Raw genomic sequence first — 24,484 nt, forward strand, 5'->3', positions numbered from 1 at the left:
TTATTTACCTATACAAAAGCGACTGAATATTTCACCCAGCAAATCGTCTGGTGTAAATTCGCCAGTAATACTCGACAAAGCCTCTTGCGCATAGCGCAACTCTTCTGCAATCAGCTCTGCAGCATGCATATTGGCCAAAGCACAATGCAAATGCGTATCCACCCTCTGCAACGCTTGCAAATGTCGTGCGCGTGCCATAAAAACACCTTCGCCACTGGGTTGATATCCAACAATCTGCAGCAAGGTTTTTTTTAGGTGGTCGATACCCATGCCTGTCTTGGCCGATAAAAACACGTGGCTTTCTTTTTCCAGCAACTCAACACGCGATGTTTCACGTGAAACATCAATTTTGTTATGCACCCAAACTTTTTGCACGCCCGCAGGGATGCGCTGCAAAATTTCAGCCTCAAAAGGACCAATACCATGCGCGCTGTCAACCAGTAACAATGCGACATGAGCAGTTTCCATGGCTTTCCAGGTGCGGGCAATCCCAAATTGCTCTACCGCATCTTCGGTATTCCGCAAGCCTGCAGTATCAATCATATGCAAAGGTACACCTTGAATTTGGATGGCTGATTTAATGGTGTCTCGGGTGGTGCCCGCAATAGGCGTCACAATCGCCACCTCTTCACCAGAGAGTGCATTTAACAAGCTGGACTTACCTACATTGGGCTGGCCAATGAGTACAACATTAATCCCTTCACGCAACAACAAACCTTGTTCTGCCTGTCTGAAAATAGCTTTTAAGCTTGCCTGATTGGCCTGAAGCTTCTCCAGTACATGCCCTTGCGTAATAAAATCTATGTCTTCCTCAGGAAAATCCAGACAGGCTTCCACATACATGCGTAGATCAATCAACTGTTGCAATAAGGTCTGAATCACTTGCGAAAATTCACCACTCAGTGAGCGAACCGCACTTCGGGCAGCCTCTTCAGTGGCTGCATTGATGAGGTCAGCCACTGCTTCGGCTTGAGCAAGATCAATTTTTTCGTTTAAATAGGCACGCTTGGTAAACTCGCCAGCCTCTGCATGACGTGCTCCACACTCAATACAGCGACTTAACAACAATTGCATCAACGCTGTGCCACCATGCGCTTGCAACTCCAGCACATCTTCGCCAGTATATGAATACGGGTTGGGGAAGTAGATCGCAATCCCGCGATCAATCAAACGACCATCAGCCTGTAAAAAAGGAAGGTAAGTGGCATGACGCGGGGAGGGGAGATGTCCGAGCACCTGCTCGGCAATGTGGCTAGACAGTGGCCCGGATACCCGAACCACACCAATACCACCAGCACCAGGCGCGGTGGCAATAGCGGCAATGGTTTCTATGGCAGACTTATTTGCCATGTCCTTTTTTAACTTGTGCTTCCGCATGAATCATACGGTTAATGGCCCACTGCTGCCAGATTGACAGAATATTGTTAACCAGCCAGTACAACACCAGACCCGCCGGGAAGAAGAAGAAAAATACACTGAACAGAACTGGCATCACCTTCATTACTTTTGCCTGGATGGGATCCGTCGGTGGCGGGTTCAATGTGGTTTGAATGATCATGGTCGCGCCCATCAAGAGCGGCAATACAAAATAGGGGTCGGTGGCCGACAAGTCATGTATCCAGCCAAAAAAAGGCGCATGACGTAACTCAACAGAACCTAAGAGCACCCAGTAAAGTGAGATAAATACTGGTATCTGTACCAGTATTGGCAAGCATCCACCCATTGGGTTGATTTTTTCGGTGCGATACATCTCCATCATGGCTTGCTGTAATTTTTGTTTGTCATCGCCAAACTTGTCTTTGAGTGCTTGCATGCGCGGTGCAATCTCGCGCAAGTGCGCCATGTTGCGATAGCCTGAAGCAGACAGCTTGAAGAAGGCCGCTTTGATCATGATCGTCAGGATGATAATCGCTACGCCCCAGTTTTTCACCAGTTCATGAATATGAGATAACAACCACATCAATGGCTTGGCAATAATAGTCAAAATGCCGTAATCCACAACATATTCCAACCCTGGCGCGGTCGCTTCCAGTTCTTGCTGTACCTGTGGCCCACTAAACAGTTTAGCATCTACTGTTTTACTGCTACCTGCAGCAATTTCTCCAACTGGCAACATAGCACCAATGGAATAATCATGCTCACTTAACTTGGTTGTATAGAATTTACGTTCATTGCCCGATTGTGGTATCCAGGCACTGACGAAATAATGTTGTACCAGTCCCACCCAACCATCCTTGGCGTTGATCGATACATCCTGTTTGGCCATCTCGTCAAATTTAACCTTGTTATATTTGTCAGCGACCGTGTAATAAGCCCCACCTGTAAAGGTGGGCATCATTTTAGAGCCCTGGTTGGACTGATTATCGTGAATAATTTGATAGTAAACAGATGGGGAGATGGCTTTATCACTGTTGTTTTTGATTTCATAGCGCACATCAATGACATACTGGCCGCGATGAAAGACATAAATCTTGTCAACTGCAATCCCGTTACTTTCCGGTGACGATAAACGAACCTCCAGCGTGTCCTGGCCGTCTTGCATTGCATAAATGCTTTGCGCGGCAGTGAATGTTTGATAATGCGTAGGCAATCCATCCCCTTTTAAACCAGTTTGCGCTACATACAGTTTGTCCTGAGACTGATCCGTCATCAGTTCATAAGGACCGGAATTATCATCAGCTTTGTGCTCCAGCAAAGACAACTGACGCAAGTCACCACCCGTGGTATCAATTTCTGCCGCATAACGATCAGTCTTCACCTGAATACGCTCGCCTTTCCTTAGATTAAAACCGGCAGCGGCCTGTGGCTTGTCAGTGGGTGCTGCGAGCGCAGGCTGTGAGTTTGTCGCCGCTGGTTGCGGCGTGTGCTGTTGTTGCCAGGCATCCCACAACAACATGATGGAAAAAGAAAAAATCACAAAAAGAATCAGACGGCGAGTATCCATATACACTTTTCTAACAAATCAGGGGAGGGGATCAAAACCACCGGGATGCCATGGATGACAGCGGCCAATCCGGCATACTGCCAGCTTGCATCCATGCCATGCACCATAGCGTTGTATTGCCTCAATGGCATAATGCGAACAGGTAGGCTGAAAACGACACTGGCGACCCATCCATGGGCTCAAACCCCATTGATAGCATTTAACCAGCGTGATCAGGAATGTTTTCATCATGGCCTTAGGAATTGCGAGACAATTTCTCCGGAGAAGTTTTTTGCATTTTACGCAGCAAAAAAGACATTTCTTGTTGTACGCGATCAAAATCTGCATGTTGAAATGCCTTGCGTACCTGCAACACGACATCATACCCGTAGACAGCCGACACTTCTAGTCGGCATAGCTCGCGTAAGACACGCTTCATATAATTACGGTTGACGGCAAGTTTGGCAGTTTTTTTGGAAACAACCAGACCAAAACGATAACAACCAAACGTATTCGGCTTTATGTGGGCAATCAGCCACTCACCATAAAGACGTTTCCGCAAATTAAAAACGGATGAAAATTCATCCGTTTTTTTTAGACGCTGCACATTCATGCATTGACTGTCATGCAATGCATTTATCCGGGCTTACAGACCCAAACGCTTGCGACCCTTGGCGCGACGAGCAGCAATCACTGCACGGCCACCTTTGGTTTTCATACGTACCAGAAAGCCATGGGTACGTGCACGACGGGTTTTAGATGGTTGATAGGTACGTTTCATTATGAGCTCCTGCCAGCTGGCAAACAAATAGTATTCGACATGTATTCACAGTGTAAATCGCACACTTTGAATACGGCTTACGCTGCACACAGACAGCGTAAAATTTGCCGATTTCAAAAACCCTCAATTAAACATTAATTGCCTGCATTATGTCAATGATTTTTTTTATATTTTTGTAGTCAGGGCTTGTGGATAACTTCAGGTAAAAAGTTTAGAATGTGGCTTGATTGAATAAAACAAGATCAGCATCCAATGTAACTTCCTGCCACACTATCCCGGCACACCTATAATAACTCGCAATCAAACGTTATACAGTAACGTGGCGTTTGCGTTACTAAAAAACACTGGAGCAATGGAAAACTTTTGGGCGCATTGTCTGCTAAGGTTCGAACAAGAACTGTCAGCGCAACAATACAATACCTGGATCAAGCCGCTGAGAGCACGCGTCAATGGTCAATCGGTACAAATCATCGCGCCTAACAAGTTTGTGATGCAGTGGGTCAAAAGCAAATTCTTCAATCGTATTGAATCCATGGCACATGGCTTGTCACAAACTGCGACGGTTGAATTAATTGTCGATGATTCAGAACATGCGTCTACTTTAACTCCAGAAATCAAACTCAAACCAGCTAATCCGGTAGAAACTGTCATTACAGAAGCAGTACAAAAATCACCGGGCAAACAGCCGGTAAAAGCACACGCAAAACCACTCAAACAAGAAAGAACCAGTGGTTTGAATAACAGTTTTCTGTTTGAAAACTATGTGACAGGCCGGGCAAACCAGTTAGCACGGGCTGCAGCGATTCAAGTCGCTGGCAATCCAGGGCAAGCTTATAACCCGCTATTCATCTATGGCGGAGTAGGGTTAGGCAAGACGCATTTATTGCAAGCCATTGGTAACCAGCTCAAAAAAGAAAAACCGGATGCCAATATCCGCTATTTGCATGCTGAACGTTACGTCTCCGATGTAGTAAAAGCTTATGAAAATAAAGCTTTTGATGAATTCAAACGCCAATATCACTCACTCGACTTGCTATTAATTGACGATATTCAATTTTTTGCCAAAAAGACACGCACACAAGAAGAGTTTTTTTACGCCTTTAACACTTTAATTGAAGAGAAAAAACAGATCGTCATCACCTGTGACACTTATCCTAAAGAAATTGTGGATATGGATGAACGCTTGCGTACGCGTTTTAGCTGGGGTCTCACAGTTGCAGTTGAACCACCAGAACTTGAAATGCGGGTGGCTATTTTGCGCAAAAAAGCAGAAACACTAAAAATTGATTTGCATGAAGATGTTGCTTTTTTTGTGGCCAAACAAATCCGTTCAAGTATTCGTGAACTGGAAGGGGCATTGAACCGGATTATTGCCATGGCAAACTTTACCGGGCATGCGATTGATGTACATTTGGCTAAAGATGCCTTGCGCGATTTGATTGCAGTGCGCGGCCGCCAAATCACTATTGAAAATATACAAAAAACGGTCGCTGATTATTACAAAATCAAGGTCAGTGACATGTTTAGCAAAAAGCGTTCTCGTAATGTTGCGAGGCCGCGGCAAGTCGCTATGTCACTGACGCGCGAGTTAACCAACCATAGCTTTCCCGAAATTGGCGAAGCGTTTGGTGGGCGTCATCACACTACAGTGATGCATGCATGTGAAGAAATTGAACAGTTGCGTCTGAATGACCAAACATTGGCACGAGATATTGGATTGTTAACACAAGTCATTAGAGACTAAATTACTTGTAGAATATAGGGATTACAAAAGGTGTGGATAACATGCGAATCAAGTGTGCTTAAATAATGGGTTAAGCGCACACAAATTAAGTTTAAAATATCAGTCACAATTGATGCATGTTTAAATCGCAAGTTACGCACAGAGCAATAAGTTTTTAAATAATTGAATTGAATGGTTTTTTCGAGTTATCCACAAAAAACCAGTCCATTACTATTATTGTTATTTTTATATATTGAAATACATATTATTAATTAGGTCAGACCATGCAGATTAAAATCAACCGCGAGGTATTGCTCAAACCATTAAACAATGTAACAGGGATTGTTGAACGTAGACATACGCTTCCTATCCTTTCAAACTTATTGGTCAATATCAAACAACAGGAAATGCATTTAACGGCGACTGACTTGGAAATGCAGATATCACTGAAAGTGCCTACCGACATAGAAGGTGAACTGAGTACCACTATTTCTGCTAAAAAATTACTGGATATCTGTCGTTCATTGCCTGACGGAACCAGCATAGAAATGGTCAGCCAGGATAATCGTATTACATTGAAAGCTGGCAAGAGCCGCTTTAACCTGCAAACATTGCCTGCAGCGGATTACCCCCTCATGAGCAAGGCAAGTGGGCAAAATATCAGCTTTACGATTTCACAGGCAGAATTGAAGCGCCTGTTGAAACAGGTGGAGTTTGCCATGGCACAGCAGGATATCCGCTACTATCTGAATGGCTTGCTGATGGAAGTCAATGGTGATCAATTGCACGTCGTGGGCACTGACGGCCACCGTTTGAGCTATACCAATACCACACTGGATCAGACGTTTGAAAAGAACGAAGTGATCCTGCCAAGAAAAACAGTACTGGAGCTGACCAAGCTGCTTGATGAGCAATCCGAATCGCCAGTGGTGATTGATTTGTTGAATGGACAGGTCAGTTTTGAGTTCGGTGATATTCAGCTGATCAGCAAAGTCATCGATGGTAAATTTCCTGATTACAACCGCGTGATTCCATCAGGTCATCAAAATACATTTGAAGTGAATCGTCAGGCGATACTGAGTGCTTTGCAGCGAGCATCTATTCTGTCTAACGAAAAGTATCGCAGCATCCGCATGGTAATTACTAACGGTCAACTCAAGTTGATCAGTACCAACACCGAGCAGGAAGAGGCAGAAGAAGAACTTGAAATTTTGTATGATAAAACGCCGCTTGATATTGGTTTTAACGTCACCTACCTGATTGATGTATTAAACAACCTCGGCGATGAACAAATTACTTTTGCATTTGCTGATGCCAATAGTAGTTGCCTGATCACTGCTGGCAGTGATGCCAATTATAAATACGTAGTGATGCCAATGCGCATATAATGCTGACTCCTGTGTTCCACGTGAAACACGGGGGTTTGTCTTTTTTAATCTCAAATTAAAGAATCAAGTTATGGCACAGCCACAAGAATACAACTCAGACAGTATCAAGATTTTGGAAGGTTTGGACGCAGTACGTAAACGTCCCGGCATGTACATTGGGGATACCTCGGATGGTTCAGGCTTGCACCATATGGTGTTTGAAGTTCTGGATAACGCAATTGACGAAGCATTGGCAGGACATTGCGATGACATTAAAGTCATTATTCATCACGACAACTCCATTAGCGTCTCAGACAATGGACGTGGAATTCCGACTGACGTAAAAGACGATGACAAAAACGAGCCCAAACGTTCCGCGGCTGAAATTGTGATGACCGAGTTGCATGCAGGTGGAAAATTTGACCAAAACTCCTATAAAGTCTCTGGTGGCTTGCATGGGGTAGGGGTGTCAGTAGTCAATGCCTTGTCGGACTGGTTGCGCCTGAAGATCTACCGCAAGGGCAAAGTGCATCAGATGGAATTCCGTCGTGGCGTACCACAGGCACCGTTGGCCATGACCGGCACTACCGATAAAACAGGCACTGAAGTACATTTTTTGGCTTCTGTCGATACCTTTGTGCTGGTTGAATACCATTTTGAAATTCTGGCCAAGCGTATTCGTGAGTTGAGTTTTCTCAATAATGGCGTCAAAATCGAGTTGATCGATCAGCGCAATGGCAAGTCCGAAAACTTTGCATTCAGTGGCGGCATAAAAGGGTTTGTCGAATACATGAACCGAACCAAAACGGTATTGCATCCCAAAGTGTTTTACGCAATTCATGAAAGAGATGGCATTACTGTAGAAGTGGCCATGCAGTGGAACGACAGTTATTCAGAAACTGTGCAATGTTTCACCAACAATATTCCCCAACGTGATGGCGGTACCCACCTCACAGGGTTACGTACGGCGATGACGCGTACACTGAACCAATATATCGAACAAAACGAGTTCGCCAAAAAGGCCAAAGTTGAAACCACCGGTGACGATATGCGTGAAGGCATTACCTGCGTATTGTCAGTCAAAGTCCCCGATCCAAAATTCTCTTCCCAGACCAAAGACAAACTGGTATCAAGTGAAGTGCAACCTGTGGTGCAGGAAATTGTTTCGGCCAAACTCGCCGAGTTTTTAGAAGAAAACCCGGTGGATGCCAAAATTGTATGTGGCAAGATTGTTGAAGCTGCGCGTGCGCGTGAAGCTGCACGTAAAGCCCGTGAAATCACCCGCCGTAAAGGCGTGATGGACACCATGGGTCTGCCGGGTAAGCTGGCCGATTGTCAGGAAAAAAATCCTGCCCTGTGTGAGCTCTACCTGGTCGAGGGTGATTCTGCCGGTGGGTCTGCCAAACAAGGCCGGGACCGTAAATTCCAGGCGATTCTGCCGCTCAAAGGCAAGATCCTTAACGTTGAAAAAGCCCGCTTTGATAAGTTGCTGGGCTCGCAAGAAATTGCTACCTTGATCACCGCCATGGGCACCGGTATCGGTAAGGATGACTTTAACCTGGAAAAATTACGCTATCACCGTATCATCATCATGACCGATGCTGACGTCGATGGTGCGCACATCCGTACGCTATTACTGACTTTCTTTTACCGTCAAATGCCAGAACTGGTTGAAAACGGACACATCTACATTGCGCAACCGCCGCTGTATAAAGTGAAACAAAGCCGTGATGAGCGGTATTTGAAAGACGAGCACGAGCTGGATGAATACCTGCTGAATTCTGCGCTCAGAGGCGCAGAACTGCTTACCCGCGAAGGCGGCGAGAGTCTTAAAGATGACGCTTTGAACAGCATTGCCAAACAAATGGTACTGACCGAAGCTGTGATCCGCCGTATTGCCAACCTGTATGATGAAAGCGTACTACGTGCAATTCAGGACCTCGGTGATGTGGACCTTTCCAGCGAAGCAAGCGCTCACGCCGCTGCTGAAAAATTGCGCCCTATCCTCGGTGCCGTCGGTTCCGAAGTGCTGGTGGTACAGGATACCGAAACCAGTGCTTACCGGTTGGAAATCAATAAATACGTTCATGGCAACCTGCAAAGTTGCGTGATTGATGCCGAGTTTGTCGGCAGTGGCGATTACCGTCAAATCAATCGCACCTCACACATGGTTAATCACCTGCTGGGTGAAGGGGCACTGATCAAACGTGGTGAAAAAGAGCAAAAGGTCAGTACCGTCAAGCAAGCACTGGACTGGTTACTGAGTGAAGCCAAACATAATTTGAACATTCAGCGCTATAAAGGCCTGGGCGAGATGAACCCGGAACAACTGTGGGAAACCACCATGGACCCAACGGTACGCCGCTTGCTTAAAGTGCAAATTGAAGACGCCATTGGCGCAGATGAAATTTTCACGACCTTGATGGGTGACAATGTGGAACCCCGCCGCGCCTTTATTGAAAGTAACGCGCTCAGTGTCAGTTCGCTGGATATTTAAGTAAAAAGTTTAATTTGTATTCAAATACAAAAAAGGCTCCGGTAGGAGCCTTTTTTGTACACTGAGAAAATGATTACAACGCATGTCGAAGGTGTTGCTACACTTCATTTTTGTCAGTACTCACACTTTCGAGTTCAAGCAATGTTTTAAGGTCCTGGCGACCTTGTTCCATCACACTGGACAAGGCTTTTCTATCATGCCGGATTTTAAGGGTGGCTTCGAGCTGTTCATGGTCGTGCTTTTCAAACTGTTTGATAATTTTTGCGGCAGCGCTGGCATTTTCACCAGTCGCCATCAATGCCTGTCTGGCAGCTTCCAGCGAAGAGTAAAAGGTTTCCCTGATCGGGTTCAAATCCAGCTCTCGCAAATCAAAGGCATCTGTTCTGCTTCTGGCCCGCACCACAATCGCTACGCGAGGCCAGCGCTCTTTGACTAATGTAGCCATTTCCAGCGTGGCTGCGGAATCATTGAGCGCGATCACCAGTAATTTTGCTTCTGCAATGCCGGCTTCCTCCAGCACGTCCAATCTTGCTGCATCGCCATAATAACAACGCCAGCCAAACTGACGGGTCAGGTCGACCTGGTTAGGGTCATTATCAATCAGCGTGGGGGTTATGCCTTTTGCAATCAGTACACGACCCACGATTTGTCCAAAACGGCCAAAGCCGGCAATGATCACGGAATTATTTTCCGGGATGGCATCCTTGGGGCGCTCTCCACATTGCAAGGTCAAAAAGCCGTCGTATAGCAATAACAGCAGCGGCGTAATCAACATCGAAACGGCAACGATGGCATTGAGGATATTGTACGTTTCGCGCGAAATGGAGGTTTGTGTTAGCGCAATGCCAAAAATGACAAAAGCAAACTCGCCAATTTGCGAGATGGCAACACCGAACAGCAATTTGTCACGCAGCGGGTATTTAAATAGCCAACCCAGGCCCATCAATACTGCAATTTTCAATAGCACAATCAGCAGTGCAAGCCCAAAAATCAGCAGCGGCTGGTCAGCCACCAGTGATAAATCTACCGTCATGCCAACGGAGATAAAGAACAAGCCGAGTAACAGGCCTTTCACAGGTTCAATATCCAGACGGAGTTCGTAGCGATATTCTGATTCTGCCAGTAGAACGCCGGCCAGAAAGGTTCCCAACGCCATCGACAAACCTACAGATTGCATGGCCAATGAAACACCAATCACCAGCAATAATGAAAAAGCGACAAAAATTTCCCTCACACCGGCCTGGGCGATGATGCGCATGAGCGGGCGGAGCAGGGTGCGACTGGCGATCACAATAGCTAAAATCACGGCCAGCGCCTTGGCGACAGCCAGCAAATCAAAACTCGATGTGGATCGATTTGGCGCAATAAAGGCGAGTAGCATGAAAAGGGGGATTACTGACAGATCCTGAAACAGCAAGGTGGCAAATGCTGCTTGCCCACCGGGCGTATGCAGCTGTTTTTTTTCAGTGAGTGCAGTAAGCCCGATCGCTGTGGAGGACATGGCAACCCCCATGCCAATAATCAGCGCTTCAGGCCAGCTAAAATGCATGCCATGTGCAATCACGGTGATCAGGCCCATGGTGAACACTACTTGCATGCCACCCAGGCCAAACAGAAGTTTGCGTAACTCCCAGACTTTTTGTGACTCTAGTTCCAGGCCGATCAAAAACAGCATCAACACGACACCAAACTCAGCAAAATGCATGACATGTTCCGGGTCCGCAATCAGCTTCAAAGCATAGGGGCCAATCAGAATACCTGCAATCAGGTAACCGAGGACTGACCCCAGGCCCAATCTTTTAAACAGCGGGACTAACATGATGGCCGCAGCGAGGTATATCGCGGCCTGCACAAGAAAATGAGAGGTATTCATTAGAGCCTTTTATAGATGCTTTAAACAGGGCGTGCGCTTTTCCCGGGGGGCGGTTTTTATGGGGAATTTACCATACTTACGTCTGTTAGGGTCGCGCATGCAGGACACTTGCTATTGGGCATCCTGTACATCCTATGTCAGCGCTATTGCGCAGGTCGAATCTGCGTGCTTGCCAGATTAATCTGACAACAAAATCAGACGATTCCCCGTGTTACGCTGACAGTATCCCTATTACACTACAAGCAACACATCCACAAAAATGTCTGGCAAGTTAGGACAGACCACGTATACAGGTTAAAGAACACATGTCTAGCCCGAATGAAATTGCAGAACAGATTTTTGAAGTATTGAGTTTTTCGATCAAACAAGCATGCGATGAACAAGATTGGTTCAATGTCAGCCGCGATGCACTTGCTTATGGTTTCAAGCAGAGTGACGTATCCACCAATTTTGCCTACTCGCAGCGCTTTGATCTGCTGATTGCGCCCGATATTTACCTGTGCCTGCTCTACCGGTCTTTTGACCCGTCTGGTCCATTTATCTCACTGCCCGCCATCAGCAGGTTCGAGCTAACCCTGTTACAGGGCCATGCGGTCATTAAGTCATATTTGAACGGGTTTGATGAGCCCATTTCACTCAAGGATAAAGGTGCCTGGAATGAACTCTCTTTTACTTGAGTCTTGAGTACCCAGACGATACCACTGTTGATATAAGTGTTGTATTTGCTGACTCGCAGGTGATTACGATCAAAGGAAAATACCATGTACATCAGAATGAACCGCCACGCGAAACCATCCGCCATTCAAGAAAAAAAGCCTGCATCTGCGCCCAACGCCTCTGCACTAAAAGAAGAGCAACTAGCTAACACCAACACGCTGGAAAAAGAAATTGCATGCGACATAGAAAATGGTCAGCTTTCAACCGATGAGTTGAATAGCCACAATGACATCTAGGATTTCAAAAACGCACGCATCAACTGACATAAGGTGCTGAAAGCAGGGTGTTGTGCAGCGATGAGTCTATGCGCACCCGTATTTAATGCGGCATCGTCTACTCTGCGCACCTGTACAGGCACCCCGGCCAGCAGCAATTTGGAAGCATAGCCTTCTGCCTCATCTCGCAGTGAATTCGCATGGCCCGTGATGACCAACGCCGGAGCCAGCCGGCATGAGTTTACCGGCGAAACGTAAGGGTGCATGCTATCACTGGCAACCGGAATATAGTCTGCCCACGCGCGCCGGCATGGGCTATCCACAGTGGCTGCCATCGAGCTTGAAGTTTGTGATGCACCCAGCATGGGATTGATTAACATCTGCCCGCGTAACCTGGCATACTTGTTCAGTGGTAACCCTCTGTCGCGAAACAGCATGGCCAGCACCGCTGCCAGGTTGCCACCGGCCTGTTCCCCCGCCACAACAATATTTTTCACATTGGCATCCATTGCCTGCGCATGTTCAGCCACCCATTCGAGCGCAGCATAAGCAACTTCAATTGTTTGCGGAAAACGCATGACTGGCGCCAGTGGATAGACTACACAGACAATCACTGCATCTTCAGACAGTGCGATGGCAAAATCCGCTTGAATGGAGCCACAATTAAACAGCCTGCCATGAAAATAGTCGCATCAGTGTCACCACGGATGGCGCCGCCTGCTACGAGCGCGCCATCAGGTTATTAAACGAGCTGGAAGAAACTGAAGCGGCCTTGAATCAGGCCACCAGCAATGCCAAAGACCGCTTGCGCGTAGATGTGCCCACGCCATTGGGGCGTTTGGTGATTATTCCGGCGCTACCGGATTTTTTTAAGCGCTACCCGGAAATTCAACTCGAAATCGGCTGCGATGACAGGCCGATGGATTTGCTGGAAGAGGGTGTCGATTGCGTAATTCGTGTTGGTCACCCAATGGATTCGACTTTAGTAGCCAGGCGCGTAGGCACCATGCAATTTTTGCTGGTTGCCTCGCTGACTACCTGCAAACTCATGGCAGGCCAACACATCATGACGATTTGCAACACCACCAGGCCGTGCATTTCTTTTCATCCAAAACCGGTAAAGTGCGTAATTTCATGCTAGAGCTCGAAGGCGGCCAGCAGGAAGTCCCCACTATCCGCAAACTGGCCATCAATAATGGTGATGCGATTGTATCCGCCGCGCTGGCAGGCATAGGTATCTGCCAATTGCCCAGCTTTATGGTGCAAAATTACCTGGCAAATGGGCAGCTGGAAAAAGTGCTTGGCGATTACCCGGTAGGTAGCCTGCCGCTCAATGCGCTCTACCCGCACAATCGGCACCTTTCATCCAAAGTACGCGCGTTTATCGAATGGGTGGCAGAGCTGTTCGCCGAGTGCCACTTGCTACAAAAAGCCAGCCAAAGTTAAATCACAATTTTCATAAAGGAAGCGCCATGGGCCCACTCGAACAAAATTTTGAAAACACCTTATTCAAGCTGATCCCGCAAACCAAAAACCTGGGTATGCAGATCACCAGGATTGAAGACCATCAGATTACAGTGCGTGGCGATTACGCCTTAAACAAAAACCATCTCGATATCGTGTTTGGTGGCAGCATTGCCGCAATCTCGATTACCACGGCATGGTCATTGGTGCAGCACAAAATTGAGCAAGCGGGGTTCAAGGGAAACCTGGTCATCAAACGTCAGGAGATTGATTATCTATTGCCAGTGAAAACAAATTTTGAATGTGTGGCTAGTTTTCAATCGCTGAATGACTGGACACTTTTTAAAAACACTTATCGAGAAAAGGGTAGGGCAAAAGTGATAGTCACTGCTGAAATCCTCAGTGAATCAAAAGTGGCATCAAAGTTTCAGGGTGTATTTGTGTTGTACCAGTAGAAACATTGCCATCTATAAAGCCCTGGAAGGGGAGTTTATTTTTGTTACGATGTGAAAAAACGGCATGCGGGGCGCTACTCATACGCTGTCTGAACGCGACCTTTGAACCACATTTGCTTACACCAGCCATTCAAAAAAGCTGGCTGGGAGATTGAGCGCCAATTCGTCAACAAGTGAGCCTTAGCAATGACTACATTATTGTGCTTGCTAATTTACCCTGCGGTTGAAGCGGGTGGGTTGAAGTTTTTGCTGGCATTGATCACAGACCATTATTCACCTAGTAGAGTGATTTTATTAAATAGCAGATTTCCAAGACGCCTGCATATCAATCTCATTAAATGGCTTAGGTTTACTAAAGAAATACCCTTGCACCACTTTGCAGTCACAATCTAATAAATACTTGGCCTGTTCTGCTGTTTCCACCCCTTCTGCCACCAGCTCTTTACCCAGACTTTTCGCCATGGAAATAATCGCCTGCACAATCAGTCTGTGGTCATTGTTGTCTGCTATGCCTTGCACAAAGGATTGATCAATTTTGATTTCACTGACGGGGAATTTGTTTAGATAGCTCAATGCTGAATAGCCAGTGCCAAAATCATCCAGAGATATTTTGAAGCCCAGGTTATCCAGGTTTTTAAGCATTTTTGTAATATGGATACTGTCGTTCAAGAGCAAGCTTTCGGTAATCTCGAAAGTGATCCATGCCGGATCACAATTGGTTTTTTTTAACAGGTGCTTGATGACGTTCAACAGGTTGTTATGGATAAACTGGCGACTGGATAAATTGATGGCGACGTTGATGGGCGGGTGCCGACCAGTGTTCCACCTGACGGCATCTTTAAAGGCTGTTAGCATGATCCACTCACCAATCTCGACAATCAAGCCAGAGTCTTCTGCAATGCCGATAAACCGGTTAGGCGGGATCATTTCGCTGTGGTTACGGTGCCACCGTAATAGCGCCTCCACGCCCACAATGCGCTGGGTCTCCAAATTGACCTTGGGCTGGTAGTGCAGCAGGAATTCATCATTTTGCAGTGCGGTGCGTAATGCGCGCTCAATGTCTATGCGTTCAATCGTGGTTTGCGATAAATCCGGGGAATAAAACTGGTAGTTATTTCTACCTTGTTTTTTGGCCTTGTACATGGCGATATCTGAATATTTTACAATATCGCTGACATCCCTGCTGTGGTCTGGGCAAATCACGATGCCGATACTGGCCGAAATAAACAGTTCTGTGCCCTGGATTAAAATCGGCTGCTTGATAGCCTCAAGCACGTTTTTTGCGACGACCCCCACCGTTTTAGGGTCTTGCATTGTTGACAGCACGATTGCAAACTCGTCGCCGCCCAGGCGAGCAACGATATCCGTTGGCCGCACAGACCGTTCGATGCGTCTGGCCATCTCGGATAGCAGCAAGTCACCTTCTGCGTGACCGAGTAAATCATTAACGGCTTTAAAGCCGTCCAGATCTAGCATCAAAAACGCAAATGCACAGTCTGCGCGGTCAGTTTTTTTGATGCATTGATCGAGTGTTTCGAGTAATGAAATACGATTGGGCAGCCTGGTAATGGCGTCGAAATAAGCCAGATGATGGATGCGGTCCAGATGTTCATAAGATTGCGTCATATCTTGCCCGATGGCGATGACGGCTTGTACTTCGTTGATGGCATTAAATTCGGGCGTTAATACCGTGTGCATGATTTTGTGCTTGCCATGTCTGGTGGTCAGCTTGAATGCGACATGCTGATTTTCACCACTTTGAAATACCTCGCGTATGCTTTTTTCAAGGGCTTTGGCCGATGCACCGCCGGGATACTGCGAGGGCGTTTTGCCAATCAGCGTTGTGGAATCCGTTTCATAAAATAATGCATTTGCATGATTGAGAAAGATACGTTCGCAGTCACGATTGTACTTTGCGATGCAATTGGACGAGTTTTCCACAATCGATTTGTACTCGTTTTCCCTCAGGATATTCTCCGTCACATCCCTGGCGTAACCAAGCGAGCCAACTACCTTGCCATCTACTACCACAGCAGATTTATAAGACTCTATCCAGTAGTATGCTCCTTCAGCGTTTTTAATCGGCACGGTGACGGCACTGGGGGTTGTACTCTGCATTGCTTTTTGATCGCCATCAACATACTCCTGCGCCAAATCAGGTGGAAAAAAATCAAAATCTGTCTTGCCAATGAGTTCGGCACTTGAAGCGACGCCCACCATGTTGGCATAGGCCGTATTCGCTACCAGAATGCGGCTGTCAGCATCCTTGAGCCAGACCATGAATGGAAAATTATCAATGAGTGTCTGGATGTATTGATTACTTTCAATATTTTGATTTTTAATATTTTTCATAAAAAGACTAATATTTCGAATATTGATTTATCTGTATCTTTGCATAATGAAATTAAGTTGCATGCCAATAAACTGTTTTCGGTAGTATTTAATTTTTCTTAAATATCCACTTGTTGCTAATTGGTCATTAATACATAAGTTGCTTTTTTGCGATACGGTATATTTCCCTGTAAAAGCTGCTTTGAACAGCCATAGACCTTTTTCTGGTTTTGCAGGCGTTAAGCTGCCAAGCACTATAAATTCGAGTACGATGGCGATCATGATGGAAAAACTGGAACCTACGCGCGAAGAAGTGAATGCCCTTACAGGCGTCACCCTGTTGGAGTTTGGCGCAAGTTGGTGTGGCTATTGCCAGGCGGCGCAAGCTGCGATTACGTCTGCGCTTGCTCAGTTTTCTCACGTCCATCACATTAAAGTTGAAGATGGCAAAGGCCGCAGGTTGGGGCGCTCGTTTCGCGTGACATTGTGGCCGACTCTGATTTTTATGAAAGACGGGCTTGAGCACAAACGCTTGGTGAGGGATATTGACGCGGTTGAATTGCGATTGGCACTGGCGTCGATGACGGCTGATCAAGGTATGATTTAATCAGGGTAGTATTGCAGGCGTTTATGCATAGCTACATTTAGAAAAACACAGCAGTTTTTAAAGCTGCTGTGTGGTGGTTAGCCGGTGTTATCGGGCTTGCAGCGCGTTATAAGCGGTCATCAGGTTACGGTAATCAGGAATGTGGTTGGCGCACAGGTTGCCCAATCCTTCGATATCGCGACGCCAGTCGCGGTGCAGCTCGCAGGCGACGCCAAACCAGGTCATCATTTGCGCACCGGCGGCTTCCATGCGGCGCCAAGCTGCGTCGCGTGTTAATGCGTTAAAGGTGCCGGAGGCATCTCCCACCACAAACACTTCAAACCCTTCTTCGATGGCGGACAAGGCCGGGAAAGCCACACAGACTTCGGTGACAACCCTGGCGATGATGAGCTGTTTTTTGCCTGTGGTTTTAATGGCTTTGACAAAGTCCTCGTTATCCCAGGCGTTGATCTGGCCCGGGCGGGCGATATAGGGGGCATCCGGGAGCAGGGCCTTTAACTCTGGCATCAGCGGACCATTGGGCCCAGTTTCAAAACTGGTGGTTAGAATGGTTGGCAGGTTAAAAAATTTAGCAGTATCGGCCAGTGCCATTACATTGTTTTTAAACTGATCTGGGTCGATATCACGCACCAGCGATAGCAAGCCCGCCTGATGGTCTACCAGTAATACGATGGCATTGTCACGGTCCAAACGTACGTAAGGTGTGTTGTCCATGATAAATCCTCTCAATAAAGGTTTGTGTTTAAAGTGTGGTGTCTGCTCATGCGGCTGCGATAAAACGGCCTTGATTGTAGTCATTAATCGCCTGGTCAATTTCTTCCCAGCTGTTCATGACAAACGTGCCATGGCCGACCACTGGTTCATTCAGCGGCTCACCGTTAAGCAAGAGCAACACAGTGTCTTGTTGCGCCTGCAAAATCAATTCAGTGCCTTCACGTTGCATCACCGCCAGTTCGGCTGGGCGGATGGTGTGCACTTCGCCGGTTTTTACCGCGCCATGCAGTACAAAAATGGCGGTGGTGTGGCCTTCAGGCAATGTTATCGTCGTGCGGGTGCCTGCATTCAGGCGTACATCCCACACATTCATCGGGCTAAAGGTATTGGCCGGACCTTTCTGGCCAGCATATTCCCCCGCAATTACCCGCACTTTGCCAGTTTCGTTGGGCAAAGCGACTTCCGGGATCTGCGTACGCGTAATGCCTTGATACCCTGGTGCAGTCATTTTGTCCTTGGCCGGCAGGTTGACCCACAGTTGTATCATTTCAAACGGACCGCCGGTACGGGCATAGTCATCGCCATGATATTCCTCATGAATAATGCCTGAACCCGCCGTCATCCATTGCACTTCGCCGGGACCAATGCTGCCACCGGCATTGGTGGAGTCATGGTGTGACACCTGGCCGTCATAGACAATCGTCACGGTTTCAAAGCCGCGGTGCGGATGCTGACCGACACCACGCCGTTGCTCGGTGGGTTCAAAGCTGGCAGGGCCTGCATAATCCATGAGCAGGAAAGGTGAAATCTGCTCGGCGATATCACGGTAAGAAAAAATGCTTTGCACCGGAAAGCCATCACCTACCCAGTGGTTGCCATTGCTGCGTTTGATAAAAGCCAGTTTTTTCATGATGCGCTCCTTGAAAGTGGTGTGCGTGTTTGCATGGTTCACACTATAAACAGATGACAATTCAGGCACTAGATGGTTAAATATGAAATTACTTTTCATTTAAATGAATAATATACCGGTATGGATTTCAATGAAGCCGCAGTCTTCGTCAAGGTGGTGCAAGCAGGCAGTTTTAGTGCCGCAGCGCGACAACTGGGGTTGCCGACTTCGACCATCAGCACACGGGTGGCAAGGCTGGAAAAAAGACTGGGTGTGACCTTGTTGCAGCGCACCACCCGGCGCTTGAGCCTGACCGAGGCCGGGACACTGTATTTTGAACATGCCTCCACCGGTTTAGGCTATTTGCTGGAAGCCGAGGCTGCACTTGATGAAGCCCGCCAGCAGCCGCAAGGGACACTGAAAGTGACCGCTCCGGCTGATTTGGGCGACGCCTTGCTGGGCCGTTTGATTGCGCAGATGCAAACCAGTTATCCAGCCCTCTCCGTAGAAGTATTACTCACGGAGCGCTATGTAGACTTGGTGGCAGAAGGTCTGGACGCGGCGATCAGGACGGGTGACTTGCCCGATTCCAGCCTGATTGCCAAGTCACTGGGCAAAATACAGTGGGCCCTGTTTGCCAGCCCGCAGTATTTGCAGCAGGCAGCCAGCCTCGAACAACCTACGGATTTAAATCAGCATCAATGTGTACAATTCACCCCGATGGGACGCCACCATTGGACGCTGCAGCGCGAGACCACCGAGATTAGGGTGCCGCTGGCCGGACACACCCTGGTCAATAGTATAGGCGTGGTGCGGGCGATGGCCGAGAGCGGGCAGGGTGTGGCTTTATTGCCGACGTTTATCTGCCAGCCTTCGGTGCTGCAGGGTGGTTTGCAGCGCGTGTTACCAGCGTGGCGCGGGCAGGCCGATGCGGTCAGTCTGGTGTATCCAAAACAGCGTTTCATGGCACCCAAACTGCGTGGATTTATCGAATTAGCCATGGCAGAATTCAAGGCATTACTGCATGGGCCATCATAAAACAGCCCACACATTCAGGAGTCTGACATGTCCAGCCATCCAGCTTCACCACCCATGACAGGTGCCAGTGTGGTGATTACCCACCGCATTATTCCCGCATTACAAGGCCAGTATGAAGCATGGCTCAACGAAATTGGTCCGCTTTGCCGCACCTCCGAAGGCTTGCTTGACTGGCATGTCATCCGGCCGATTGCCGGCTACACCGATACTTATTCGGTCATCATTCGCTATCAGTCCGAACACGATTTAAAAAAGTGGATGGATTCTCCCGAGCGGGAACGGCTGATTGCCAAAGCCAGGCCTTTGCTGCAGGATGTGGACCGTTATTACATTTACAGCAGACTGGACTTTTTGTTTGAACTGCCCAGTCAGCCCGTACCGATGCATCCGGTATGCTGGAAACAGTTTTTACTGACATGGTCAGCCTGTCTCTGTATGGATAGTGCCTTTGCTGAGCGCACTGAGCGCGCCGCAGAGCCGCATTCTGGATACGTTTGTGGCCAGCGGGATTGTCGTGTCTGATGGTGTATCTAATCATGCCACGCTACACCAGGCTGGTAAAACACTGGTTGTTTCGTTAAAACAATCCACCAACGGTGAACATTGACTGTGCTACGCGCTGAGCAGCATCAAGCTTTCAGGCTAGGCAATACTCCTTTTTAACGCTGCCTGGCCACTGCCTGAGTGTATCGTCTATACAACAATGGGTAGGATTAGGCGATCAAAACATATCGATTTCTTTTAAAAACAATTGCTTATGGATTAAAGTAAATTCAGTGGCATACCGTAAATACCCTATATAACAATTATTATTGGGGAAATCATGTGTTGAAAGCAGCCAGCGAGCCGATTGCACTGGATACAGAAATTGTAGAGATGCTCTACGCTAACAATTCGCGCTCACTGGTGGCTGCGTTGGTGGTAATGTCGGCACTGGTGTTTGTGCAGCAAGCATTGATTTCCACTGTGGTGCTGGTCAGTTGGGCAGTGATTTTTTTACTGGCTTATGGACTGCGTACCGGCCTGACATTTTTATATTATCGTAGCAACGCCAAATCTATCTATAGTCAGCAATGGCTTAAACGTTTTCGACTAAGCTCCGGTTTTTGCGGGGTATCGTGGGGATTGGCTGGCATCTTGTTGTTTCCCGAAACAGATACCGCGCATCAGGCTTTTCTTATTTTTGCGCTGGTAGGTGTGGCAGGTGCGGGCATCGTCATTTATTCTATCGATACCCTATGCTCTAATCTGTTCAGCGGTGGCCTGCTGCTACTGATGATTCCACGCTTTATCATCCACGGCACACAGCTTTCTATTGCGCTGGCTATTCTGTTTATTGTCTATGTGGTCTATGTGACGATTGCCGGACGCGGACTTGCAAAGAGTCTGCGCGAAAATATGTCATTACGTATTGCTTCCAATCTGGACAATCAAAAAGTTCATCAACTGGCTTATTACGATTTTCTTACCGGCCTGCCCAACCGTCGCTTGTTGTCCGACCGTTTGAATCAGGCGTTTATTCGCTGCGCACGCACGCAAACCTATGGTGCCGTGCTGTCACTGGATTTGAACAATTTTAAAGGCCTGAATGATAGCAAAGGGCATTTGGCCGGGGATGAACTGTTGCAGCAGGTGGCTGAACGCCTGCAACACTGTTTACGTAAAAAAGACACCATTGCCCGCATGGGGGGTGACGAATTTGTTGCCGTGCTTGATGATCTGGGCAATCACCGTGGGCAAGCGGTCATTTCAGTGCTGGCTACGGCCGATAAACTGATGGATGCATTCAGTCTGCCATTTCAGTTAAAAAATGGGCAATACCGTTCTAAACCCAGTATAGGTGTTTGCCTGTTTTTAGGCGAAGAATCTAGCGAGGCGGAGGTGCTCAGGCGCGCCGATATTGCCATGTATCAGGCCAAAAAATCTGAAAACATGCATGGTATACAGCTGTATGACGAAGCGCAGTATCCTGCCATTGAGTTGCGCGTTACCCTGGAAAATGACTTGGCCTTTGCCTTGCAGTCCGGTCAGCTCTCGCTTTATTATCAGTTGCAAGTCGACCAGGATCTCGCCCCGATCGGGGCCGAAGTATTATTGCGCTGGCAGCATCCAGTATTGGGCGTGGTGCCACCGGATCAGTTTATCCCGATTGCTGAAGAGTCAGGTGCAATTGTGGCGATTGGGCACTGGGTATTGCAGCAATCCTGTGCGCAGCTAAAGGCCTGGGAGCATGACCCAGCCATTGCTCGCTTGCACTTGTCCGTGAATGTCAGCGCTTTGCAATTCAGTCAGCCGGAGTTTGTGGAACAGGTGATGCATACCGTACAAGCCAGCGGCTGTAACCCCAGGCACTTGAGACTGGAGCTGACCGAAACTGCAATTGTAAAAAATGTGGAAGATGTGATCGACAAGATCAATGCATTGAAATCCTGTGGCATCACCTTCTCGCTCGATGACTTTGGCATTGGGCAATCCTCATTATCGGTGTTGAAACGCCTGCCACTAGACGAACTGAAAATTGACAGAAGCTTTATCAGCGACATTTTGCACAATAACTACGACACCTTTATTGTACAAACCATCATCGAAATGGGTAAAAACCTGGGACACCATGTGATTGCCGAAGGGGTGGAAGTCGAGCAGCAAAAAGTCATGCTGCAAGCGCTGGGTTGTCATGCCTTTCAGGGCTATTTATTCTGCAAGCCTTTGCCATTGGCTGACTTTGAAGCCAAGGTACAGCGACTCTTTTCCGCCGCACAGTTGGCGTCTGTCACCATGAAACCGGCATTGCACAGCTAACAGTCTGTCTCGCCATCAGGGCTTGGCTGTTTATACCTTGACCCATTCTGCACCTTGGCTTAACCAGCGCTGCAAATGCACTTCCACAGATTGCGGTGCGCGTGCGAGCAACGCATCCGCCTTTTGTTTGGCATGCACCAGCAATTCGGCATCACGTTCCAGATCGGCAATTTTGAGCATGGGTACGCCGCTCTGGCGCGTGCCCAGCAGTTCACCGGGGCCTCGAATCTGTAAATCGGCCTGGGCGATTACAAAGCCATCGGTATTTTCGTAAATGACTTTCAGCCGTGCGCGGCCAATCTTTGAACATTGCTGTTTGCTATAAAGCAGAATGCAGGTGCTTTTGGCTGCCCCGCGACCCACGCGACCGCGCAACTGGTGCAACTGGCTCAAGCCCATACGCTCGGCATGATCAATCACCATCAGGCTGGCATTTGGCACATCAACACCGACTTCAATCACCGTTGTCGCTACCAAAAGATGCAAATGATTGGCCGCAAATGCTTGCATCACTGCCTGCTTTTCAGCAGGCTTCATCCTGCCATGCACCAACCCGACCTGCAATTCGGGGAAAGCGCCCTGCATATAAGCGTAGGTATCATTGGCTGTTTGCAGTTGCAACGCTTCTGATTCCTCGATCAGCGGGCATACCCAATAGGCCTGATGGCCGAGCGCACAGGCTTCCCGCACGCGTTGCAAAATCTCTTCACGCCGGTCATCGGCCACCAGCTTGGTGACCACCGGTGTGCGCCCGGGCGGTAATTCATCAATCACTGACACATCGAGATCGGCGTAATAGCTCATCGATAAAGTGCGTGGAATCGGCGTGGCGGACATCATCAGCTGGTGCGGCTCGATGGCATGCTGTTGCCCTTTTCTGCGCAAGGCCAGCCGTTGTTCTACTCCAAAACGATGCTGTTCATCGACAATCGCCAGGCCGAGTTGTTTGAATTGAACCTCGTCCTGAAACAGGGCATGCGTGCCGACTGCCAGCATGGCTTCGCCACTGGCAATACGCGCCAGTGACTGCGCGCGTTCCCTTTTAGGCTGGCTGCCGGTCAGCCAGGCGACATCAATACCCAAGGGCGTGAGCCAGCCATGCATTTTCTTGTAGTGTTGTTCGGCCAGAATCTCGGTGGGCGCCATGATGGCCACTTGCCAGCCCTGTTCGATTAACTGCAAGGCCGCCAAACAGGCGACGATGGTTTTACCGCTGCCGACATCGCCCTGCAGCAAGCGTTGCATCGGGTGGGGCTGGGTCAGGTCGTGCGTAATTTCTGCGCCTACTTTTTGCTGGGCAGGGGTGAGCGCAAATGGCAATTGTGCGCACAGCGCAGGCACCAGTGTGCGGGATGGGGCAATGGCGGGTGCGCGTGCCTGCTTGCGGCGCGCATAATGCAAGCGCATGGAGAGCTGCTGGGCCAACAATTCATCAAAGGCCAAGCGTTGCCAGGCTGGATGGCTGCGGTCTTCCAGTGTGTTTAAGGCCGTTTCTGGTGTGGGTTGGTGCAGCAGTTGTACGCTGCTGGCGAAATCGGGCAAATGGATGTCCTGATAGACCCAGGCAGGCAAGGTTTCCTGTAAATAGTCTTGGGTGAGTACACGTTGCACCGCTTTGCGCAGCGTATTTTGGCTGACACCGGCGGCGGTGGGGTAAACCGGCGTGAGTGCGGTGCTTACCGGTGTTTCCTCGCTGACTTTACGCTGTTGCGGGTGCACCATTTCCACCCCGAAAAAGCCAGGGCGAACCTCCCCAAATGCGCGCAGGCGGGTGCCAACCTGCATGGCGGCAATCTGGCTGGGATAAAAATGCACAAAGCGCAAATTCAGGATGCCGGAATCATCCTGCACATGCACGTTCAGCATCTTGCGCGGTTTGTAGCTGACTTCGTTGTGCACCACCACGCCTTCAATCTGGGCTTGTTCACCGAGTCGCAAATCACGGATCAGAGTAACTCTGGTTTCATCCAGATAGCGCAGTGGTAAGTGCAGCAGCAGGGCTTGCGGGGTATGGATAGAGAGTTTGCCCAACTGGCTCAGCAGAGCGGGGGTGAAACCACGAATGTCGCTGAGCTGGCGCATGTTTCACCT

General features: G+C 48.4%; 21 protein-coding genes and 2 pseudogenes. 11 read left to right on the forward strand and 12 right to left on the reverse strand.

Annotation, left to right across the window (positions count from 1 at the left end):
• Genes mnmE through rpmH form a run of 5 tightly spaced genes read right to left on the reverse strand, consistent with a single transcriptional unit; the run spans position 1 to position 3,704 of the window.
• On the reverse strand, positions 1-1,350 hold the full coding sequence (mnmE, locus tag Q9291_RS00120) for a tRNA uridine-5-carboxymethylaminomethyl(34) synthesis GTPase MnmE (protein ID WP_306387907.1): 1,350 nt from the start codon (positions 1,348-1,350) through the stop codon (positions 1-3).
• On the reverse strand, positions 1,340-2,944 hold the full coding sequence (gene yidC / locus Q9291_RS00125) for a membrane protein insertase YidC (protein WP_306387908.1): 1,605 nt from the start codon (positions 2,942-2,944) through the stop codon (positions 1,340-1,342). The genes mnmE and yidC overlap by 11 nt, the downstream gene beginning before the upstream one ends.
• Before the next feature lie 18 nt (positions 2,945-2,962).
• Positions 2,963-3,175: a membrane protein insertion efficiency factor YidD gene (yidD, locus tag Q9291_RS00130; RefSeq protein WP_370530711.1), complete on the reverse strand. Its 213-nt coding sequence runs from the start codon at positions 3,173-3,175 to the stop codon at positions 2,963-2,965.
• A 4-nt stretch (positions 3,176-3,179) separates the two neighbouring features.
• Positions 3,180-3,536, reverse strand: coding sequence for a ribonuclease P protein component (gene rnpA / locus Q9291_RS00135; RefSeq protein WP_306387910.1), 357 nt, complete (start codon positions 3,534-3,536; stop codon positions 3,180-3,182).
• 33 nt (positions 3,537-3,569) lie between these two features.
• Entirely contained in the window at positions 3,570-3,704 is a 135-nt protein-coding gene (gene rpmH, locus Q9291_RS00140; protein WP_018987191.1) for a 50S ribosomal protein L34, read from the reverse strand.
• A gap of 352 nt (positions 3,705-4,056) precedes the next feature.
• Here rpmH and dnaA point away from each other — a divergent pair, with 352 nt between their 5' ends.
• From dnaA to gyrB, 3 genes are all read left to right on the forward strand, one after another.
• A complete protein-coding gene (gene dnaA / locus Q9291_RS00145; RefSeq protein WP_306387921.1) occupies positions 4,057-5,448 on the forward strand; it encodes a chromosomal replication initiator protein DnaA in 1,392 nt (463 codons plus the stop codon).
• Positions 5,449-5,711: 263 nt separating this feature from the next.
• Positions 5,712-6,815, forward strand: a complete 1,104-nt coding sequence (gene dnaN / locus Q9291_RS00150; RefSeq protein WP_306387922.1) for a DNA polymerase III subunit beta — start codon at positions 5,712-5,714, stop codon at positions 6,813-6,815.
• Positions 6,816-6,885: 70 nt separating this feature from the next.
• Complete coding sequence (gyrB, locus tag Q9291_RS00155; protein ID WP_306387923.1) at positions 6,886-9,291, forward strand: DNA topoisomerase (ATP-hydrolyzing) subunit B; 2,406 nt, start codon at positions 6,886-6,888, stop codon at positions 9,289-9,291.
• 97 nt (positions 9,292-9,388) lie between these two features.
• Here gyrB and Q9291_RS00160 read toward each other — a convergent pair whose 3' ends face one another.
• Positions 9,389-11,164 (reverse strand): monovalent cation:proton antiporter-2 (CPA2) family protein, encoded by a 1,776-nt coding sequence (locus tag Q9291_RS00160; RefSeq protein ID WP_306387924.1) that lies wholly within the window; start codon positions 11,162-11,164, stop codon positions 9,389-9,391.
• A 305-nt stretch (positions 11,165-11,469) separates the two neighbouring features.
• Between Q9291_RS00160 and Q9291_RS00165 the strand changes: the two genes are divergently transcribed.
• Positions 11,470-11,841, forward strand: a complete 372-nt coding sequence (locus tag Q9291_RS00165; protein ID WP_306387926.1) for a hypothetical protein — start codon at positions 11,470-11,472, stop codon at positions 11,839-11,841.
• Positions 11,842-11,925: 84 nt separating this feature from the next.
• Positions 11,926-12,117 (forward strand): hypothetical protein, encoded by a 192-nt coding sequence (locus Q9291_RS00170; RefSeq protein WP_306387928.1) that lies wholly within the window; start codon positions 11,926-11,928, stop codon positions 12,115-12,117.
• Here the strand turns inward: Q9291_RS00170 and Q9291_RS00175 are convergent.
• Positions 12,114-12,770, reverse strand: a pseudogene (locus Q9291_RS00175) (alpha/beta hydrolase fold domain-containing protein); the annotation flags it as partial. The gene Q9291_RS00170 and the pseudogene Q9291_RS00175 overlap by 4 nt on opposite strands.
• A gap of 167 nt (positions 12,771-12,937) precedes the next feature.
• Here Q9291_RS00175 and Q9291_RS00180 point away from each other — a divergent pair.
• Together Q9291_RS00180 and Q9291_RS00185 are read left to right on the forward strand one after the other, a co-directional pair.
• Positions 12,938-13,542: pseudogene (locus Q9291_RS00180) on the forward strand (LysR substrate-binding domain-containing protein).
• A 26-nt stretch (positions 13,543-13,568) separates the two neighbouring features.
• Complete coding sequence (locus Q9291_RS00185; RefSeq protein ID WP_306387929.1) at positions 13,569-14,015, forward strand: YiiD C-terminal domain-containing protein; 447 nt, start codon at positions 13,569-13,571, stop codon at positions 14,013-14,015.
• 294 nt (positions 14,016-14,309) lie between these two features.
• Here the strand turns inward: Q9291_RS00185 and Q9291_RS00190 are convergent, their stop codons facing one another.
• A complete protein-coding gene (locus Q9291_RS00190) occupies positions 14,310-16,367 on the reverse strand; it encodes a sensor domain-containing protein (RefSeq protein WP_306387931.1) in 2,058 nt (685 codons plus the stop codon).
• Positions 16,368-16,394: 27 nt separating this feature from the next.
• Positions 16,395-16,628 (reverse strand): hypothetical protein, encoded by a 234-nt coding sequence (locus Q9291_RS00195; RefSeq protein WP_306387933.1) that lies wholly within the window; start codon positions 16,626-16,628, stop codon positions 16,395-16,397.
• Between the two features lies 1 nt (position 16,629).
• Here Q9291_RS00195 and Q9291_RS00200 point away from each other — a divergent pair, with 1 nt between their 5' ends.
• Entirely contained in the window at positions 16,630-16,953 is a 324-nt protein-coding gene (locus Q9291_RS00200; RefSeq protein WP_306388253.1) for a thioredoxin family protein, read from the forward strand.
• An 87-nt stretch (positions 16,954-17,040) separates the two neighbouring features.
• Here the strand turns inward: Q9291_RS00200 and ycaC are convergent, their stop codons facing one another.
• Both ycaC and Q9291_RS00210 read right to left on the reverse strand, forming a co-directional pair.
• Positions 17,041-17,667, reverse strand: a complete 627-nt coding sequence (ycaC, locus tag Q9291_RS00205) for an isochorismate family cysteine hydrolase YcaC (protein WP_306387935.1) — start codon at positions 17,665-17,667, stop codon at positions 17,041-17,043.
• Positions 17,668-17,713: 46 nt separating this feature from the next.
• Positions 17,714-18,577 carry a pirin family protein gene (locus Q9291_RS00210; RefSeq protein WP_306387937.1) on the reverse strand — a complete coding sequence of 288 codons (864 nt, stop codon included), beginning with the start codon at positions 18,575-18,577 and terminating at the stop codon, positions 17,714-17,716.
• Positions 18,578-18,697: 120 nt separating this feature from the next.
• Here Q9291_RS00210 and Q9291_RS00215 point away from each other — a divergent pair, with 120 nt between their 5' ends.
• From Q9291_RS00215 to Q9291_RS00225, 3 genes are all read left to right on the forward strand, one after another.
• A complete protein-coding gene (locus Q9291_RS00215; protein ID WP_306387939.1) occupies positions 18,698-19,594 on the forward strand; it encodes a LysR family transcriptional regulator in 897 nt (298 codons plus the stop codon).
• Positions 19,595-19,621: 27 nt separating this feature from the next.
• Entirely contained in the window at positions 19,622-20,116 is a 495-nt protein-coding gene (locus Q9291_RS00220; protein WP_306387941.1) for a putative antibiotic biosynthesis monooxygenase, read from the forward strand.
• Positions 20,117-20,419: 303 nt separating this feature from the next.
• Complete coding sequence (locus Q9291_RS00225) at positions 20,420-22,393, forward strand: putative bifunctional diguanylate cyclase/phosphodiesterase (RefSeq protein WP_306387943.1); 1,974 nt, start codon at positions 20,420-20,422, stop codon at positions 22,391-22,393.
• 30 nt (positions 22,394-22,423) lie between these two features.
• On the opposite strand, the gene recG is transcribed toward Q9291_RS00225, so the two are convergent.
• A complete protein-coding gene (recG, locus tag Q9291_RS00230; protein ID WP_306387945.1) occupies positions 22,424-24,475 on the reverse strand; it encodes an ATP-dependent DNA helicase RecG in 2,052 nt (683 codons plus the stop codon).
• Positions 24,476-24,484: the final 9 nt, after the last annotated feature.

Source organism: Methylophilus aquaticus, assembly GCF_030769565.1.
Lineage (GTDB): Bacteria > Pseudomonadota > Gammaproteobacteria > Burkholderiales > Methylophilaceae > Methylophilus > Methylophilus aquaticus.

What these genes read in the sequence shown, in the direction of transcription:
- Q9291_RS00200 (WP_306388253.1), top strand. Translation starts at nt 16,630, where the DNA reads ATGGAAAAACTGGAACCTACGCGCGAAGAAGTGAATGCCCTTACAGGC.
- Q9291_RS00190 (WP_306387931.1), bottom strand. Translation starts at nt 16,367, where the DNA reads ATGAAAAATATTAAAAATCAAAATATTGAAAGTAATCAATACATCCAG.
- rnpA (WP_306387910.1), bottom strand. Translation starts at nt 3,536, where the DNA reads ATGAATGTGCAGCGTCTAAAAAAAACGGATGAATTTTCATCCGTTTTT.
- dnaA (WP_306387921.1), top strand. Translation starts at nt 4,057, where the DNA reads ATGGAAAACTTTTGGGCGCATTGTCTGCTAAGGTTCGAACAAGAACTG.
- recG (WP_306387945.1), bottom strand. Translation starts at nt 24,475, where the DNA reads ATGCGCCAGCTCAGCGACATTCGTGGTTTCACCCCCGCTCTGCTGAGC.
- ycaC (WP_306387935.1), bottom strand. Translation starts at nt 17,667, where the DNA reads ATGGACAACACACCTTACGTACGTTTGGACCGTGACAATGCCATCGTA.
- Q9291_RS00215 (WP_306387939.1), top strand. Translation starts at nt 18,698, where the DNA reads ATGGATTTCAATGAAGCCGCAGTCTTCGTCAAGGTGGTGCAAGCAGGC.
- Q9291_RS00210 (WP_306387937.1), bottom strand. Translation starts at nt 18,577, where the DNA reads ATGAAAAAACTGGCTTTTATCAAACGCAGCAATGGCAACCACTGGGTA.
- Q9291_RS00195 (WP_306387933.1), bottom strand. Translation starts at nt 16,628, where the DNA reads ATGATCGCCATCGTACTCGAATTTATAGTGCTTGGCAGCTTAACGCCT.
- Q9291_RS00220 (WP_306387941.1), top strand. Translation starts at nt 19,622, where the DNA reads ATGTCCAGCCATCCAGCTTCACCACCCATGACAGGTGCCAGTGTGGTG.
- dnaN (WP_306387922.1), top strand. Translation starts at nt 5,712, where the DNA reads ATGCAGATTAAAATCAACCGCGAGGTATTGCTCAAACCATTAAACAAT.
- gyrB (WP_306387923.1), top strand. Translation starts at nt 6,886, where the DNA reads ATGGCACAGCCACAAGAATACAACTCAGACAGTATCAAGATTTTGGAA.
- Q9291_RS00185 (WP_306387929.1), top strand. Translation starts at nt 13,569, where the DNA reads ATGGGCCCACTCGAACAAAATTTTGAAAACACCTTATTCAAGCTGATC.
- rpmH (WP_018987191.1), bottom strand. Translation starts at nt 3,704, where the DNA reads ATGAAACGTACCTATCAACCATCTAAAACCCGTCGTGCACGTACCCAT.
- Q9291_RS00160 (WP_306387924.1), bottom strand. Translation starts at nt 11,164, where the DNA reads ATGAATACCTCTCATTTTCTTGTGCAGGCCGCGATATACCTCGCTGCG.
- Q9291_RS00170 (WP_306387928.1), top strand. Translation starts at nt 11,926, where the DNA reads ATGTACATCAGAATGAACCGCCACGCGAAACCATCCGCCATTCAAGAA.
- yidC (WP_306387908.1), bottom strand. Translation starts at nt 2,944, where the DNA reads ATGGATACTCGCCGTCTGATTCTTTTTGTGATTTTTTCTTTTTCCATC.
- Q9291_RS00165 (WP_306387926.1), top strand. Translation starts at nt 11,470, where the DNA reads ATGTCTAGCCCGAATGAAATTGCAGAACAGATTTTTGAAGTATTGAGT.
- yidD (WP_370530711.1), bottom strand. Translation starts at nt 3,175, where the DNA reads ATGATGAAAACATTCCTGATCACGCTGGTTAAATGCTATCAATGGGGT.
- mnmE (WP_306387907.1), bottom strand. Translation starts at nt 1,350, where the DNA reads ATGGCAAATAAGTCTGCCATAGAAACCATTGCCGCTATTGCCACCGCG.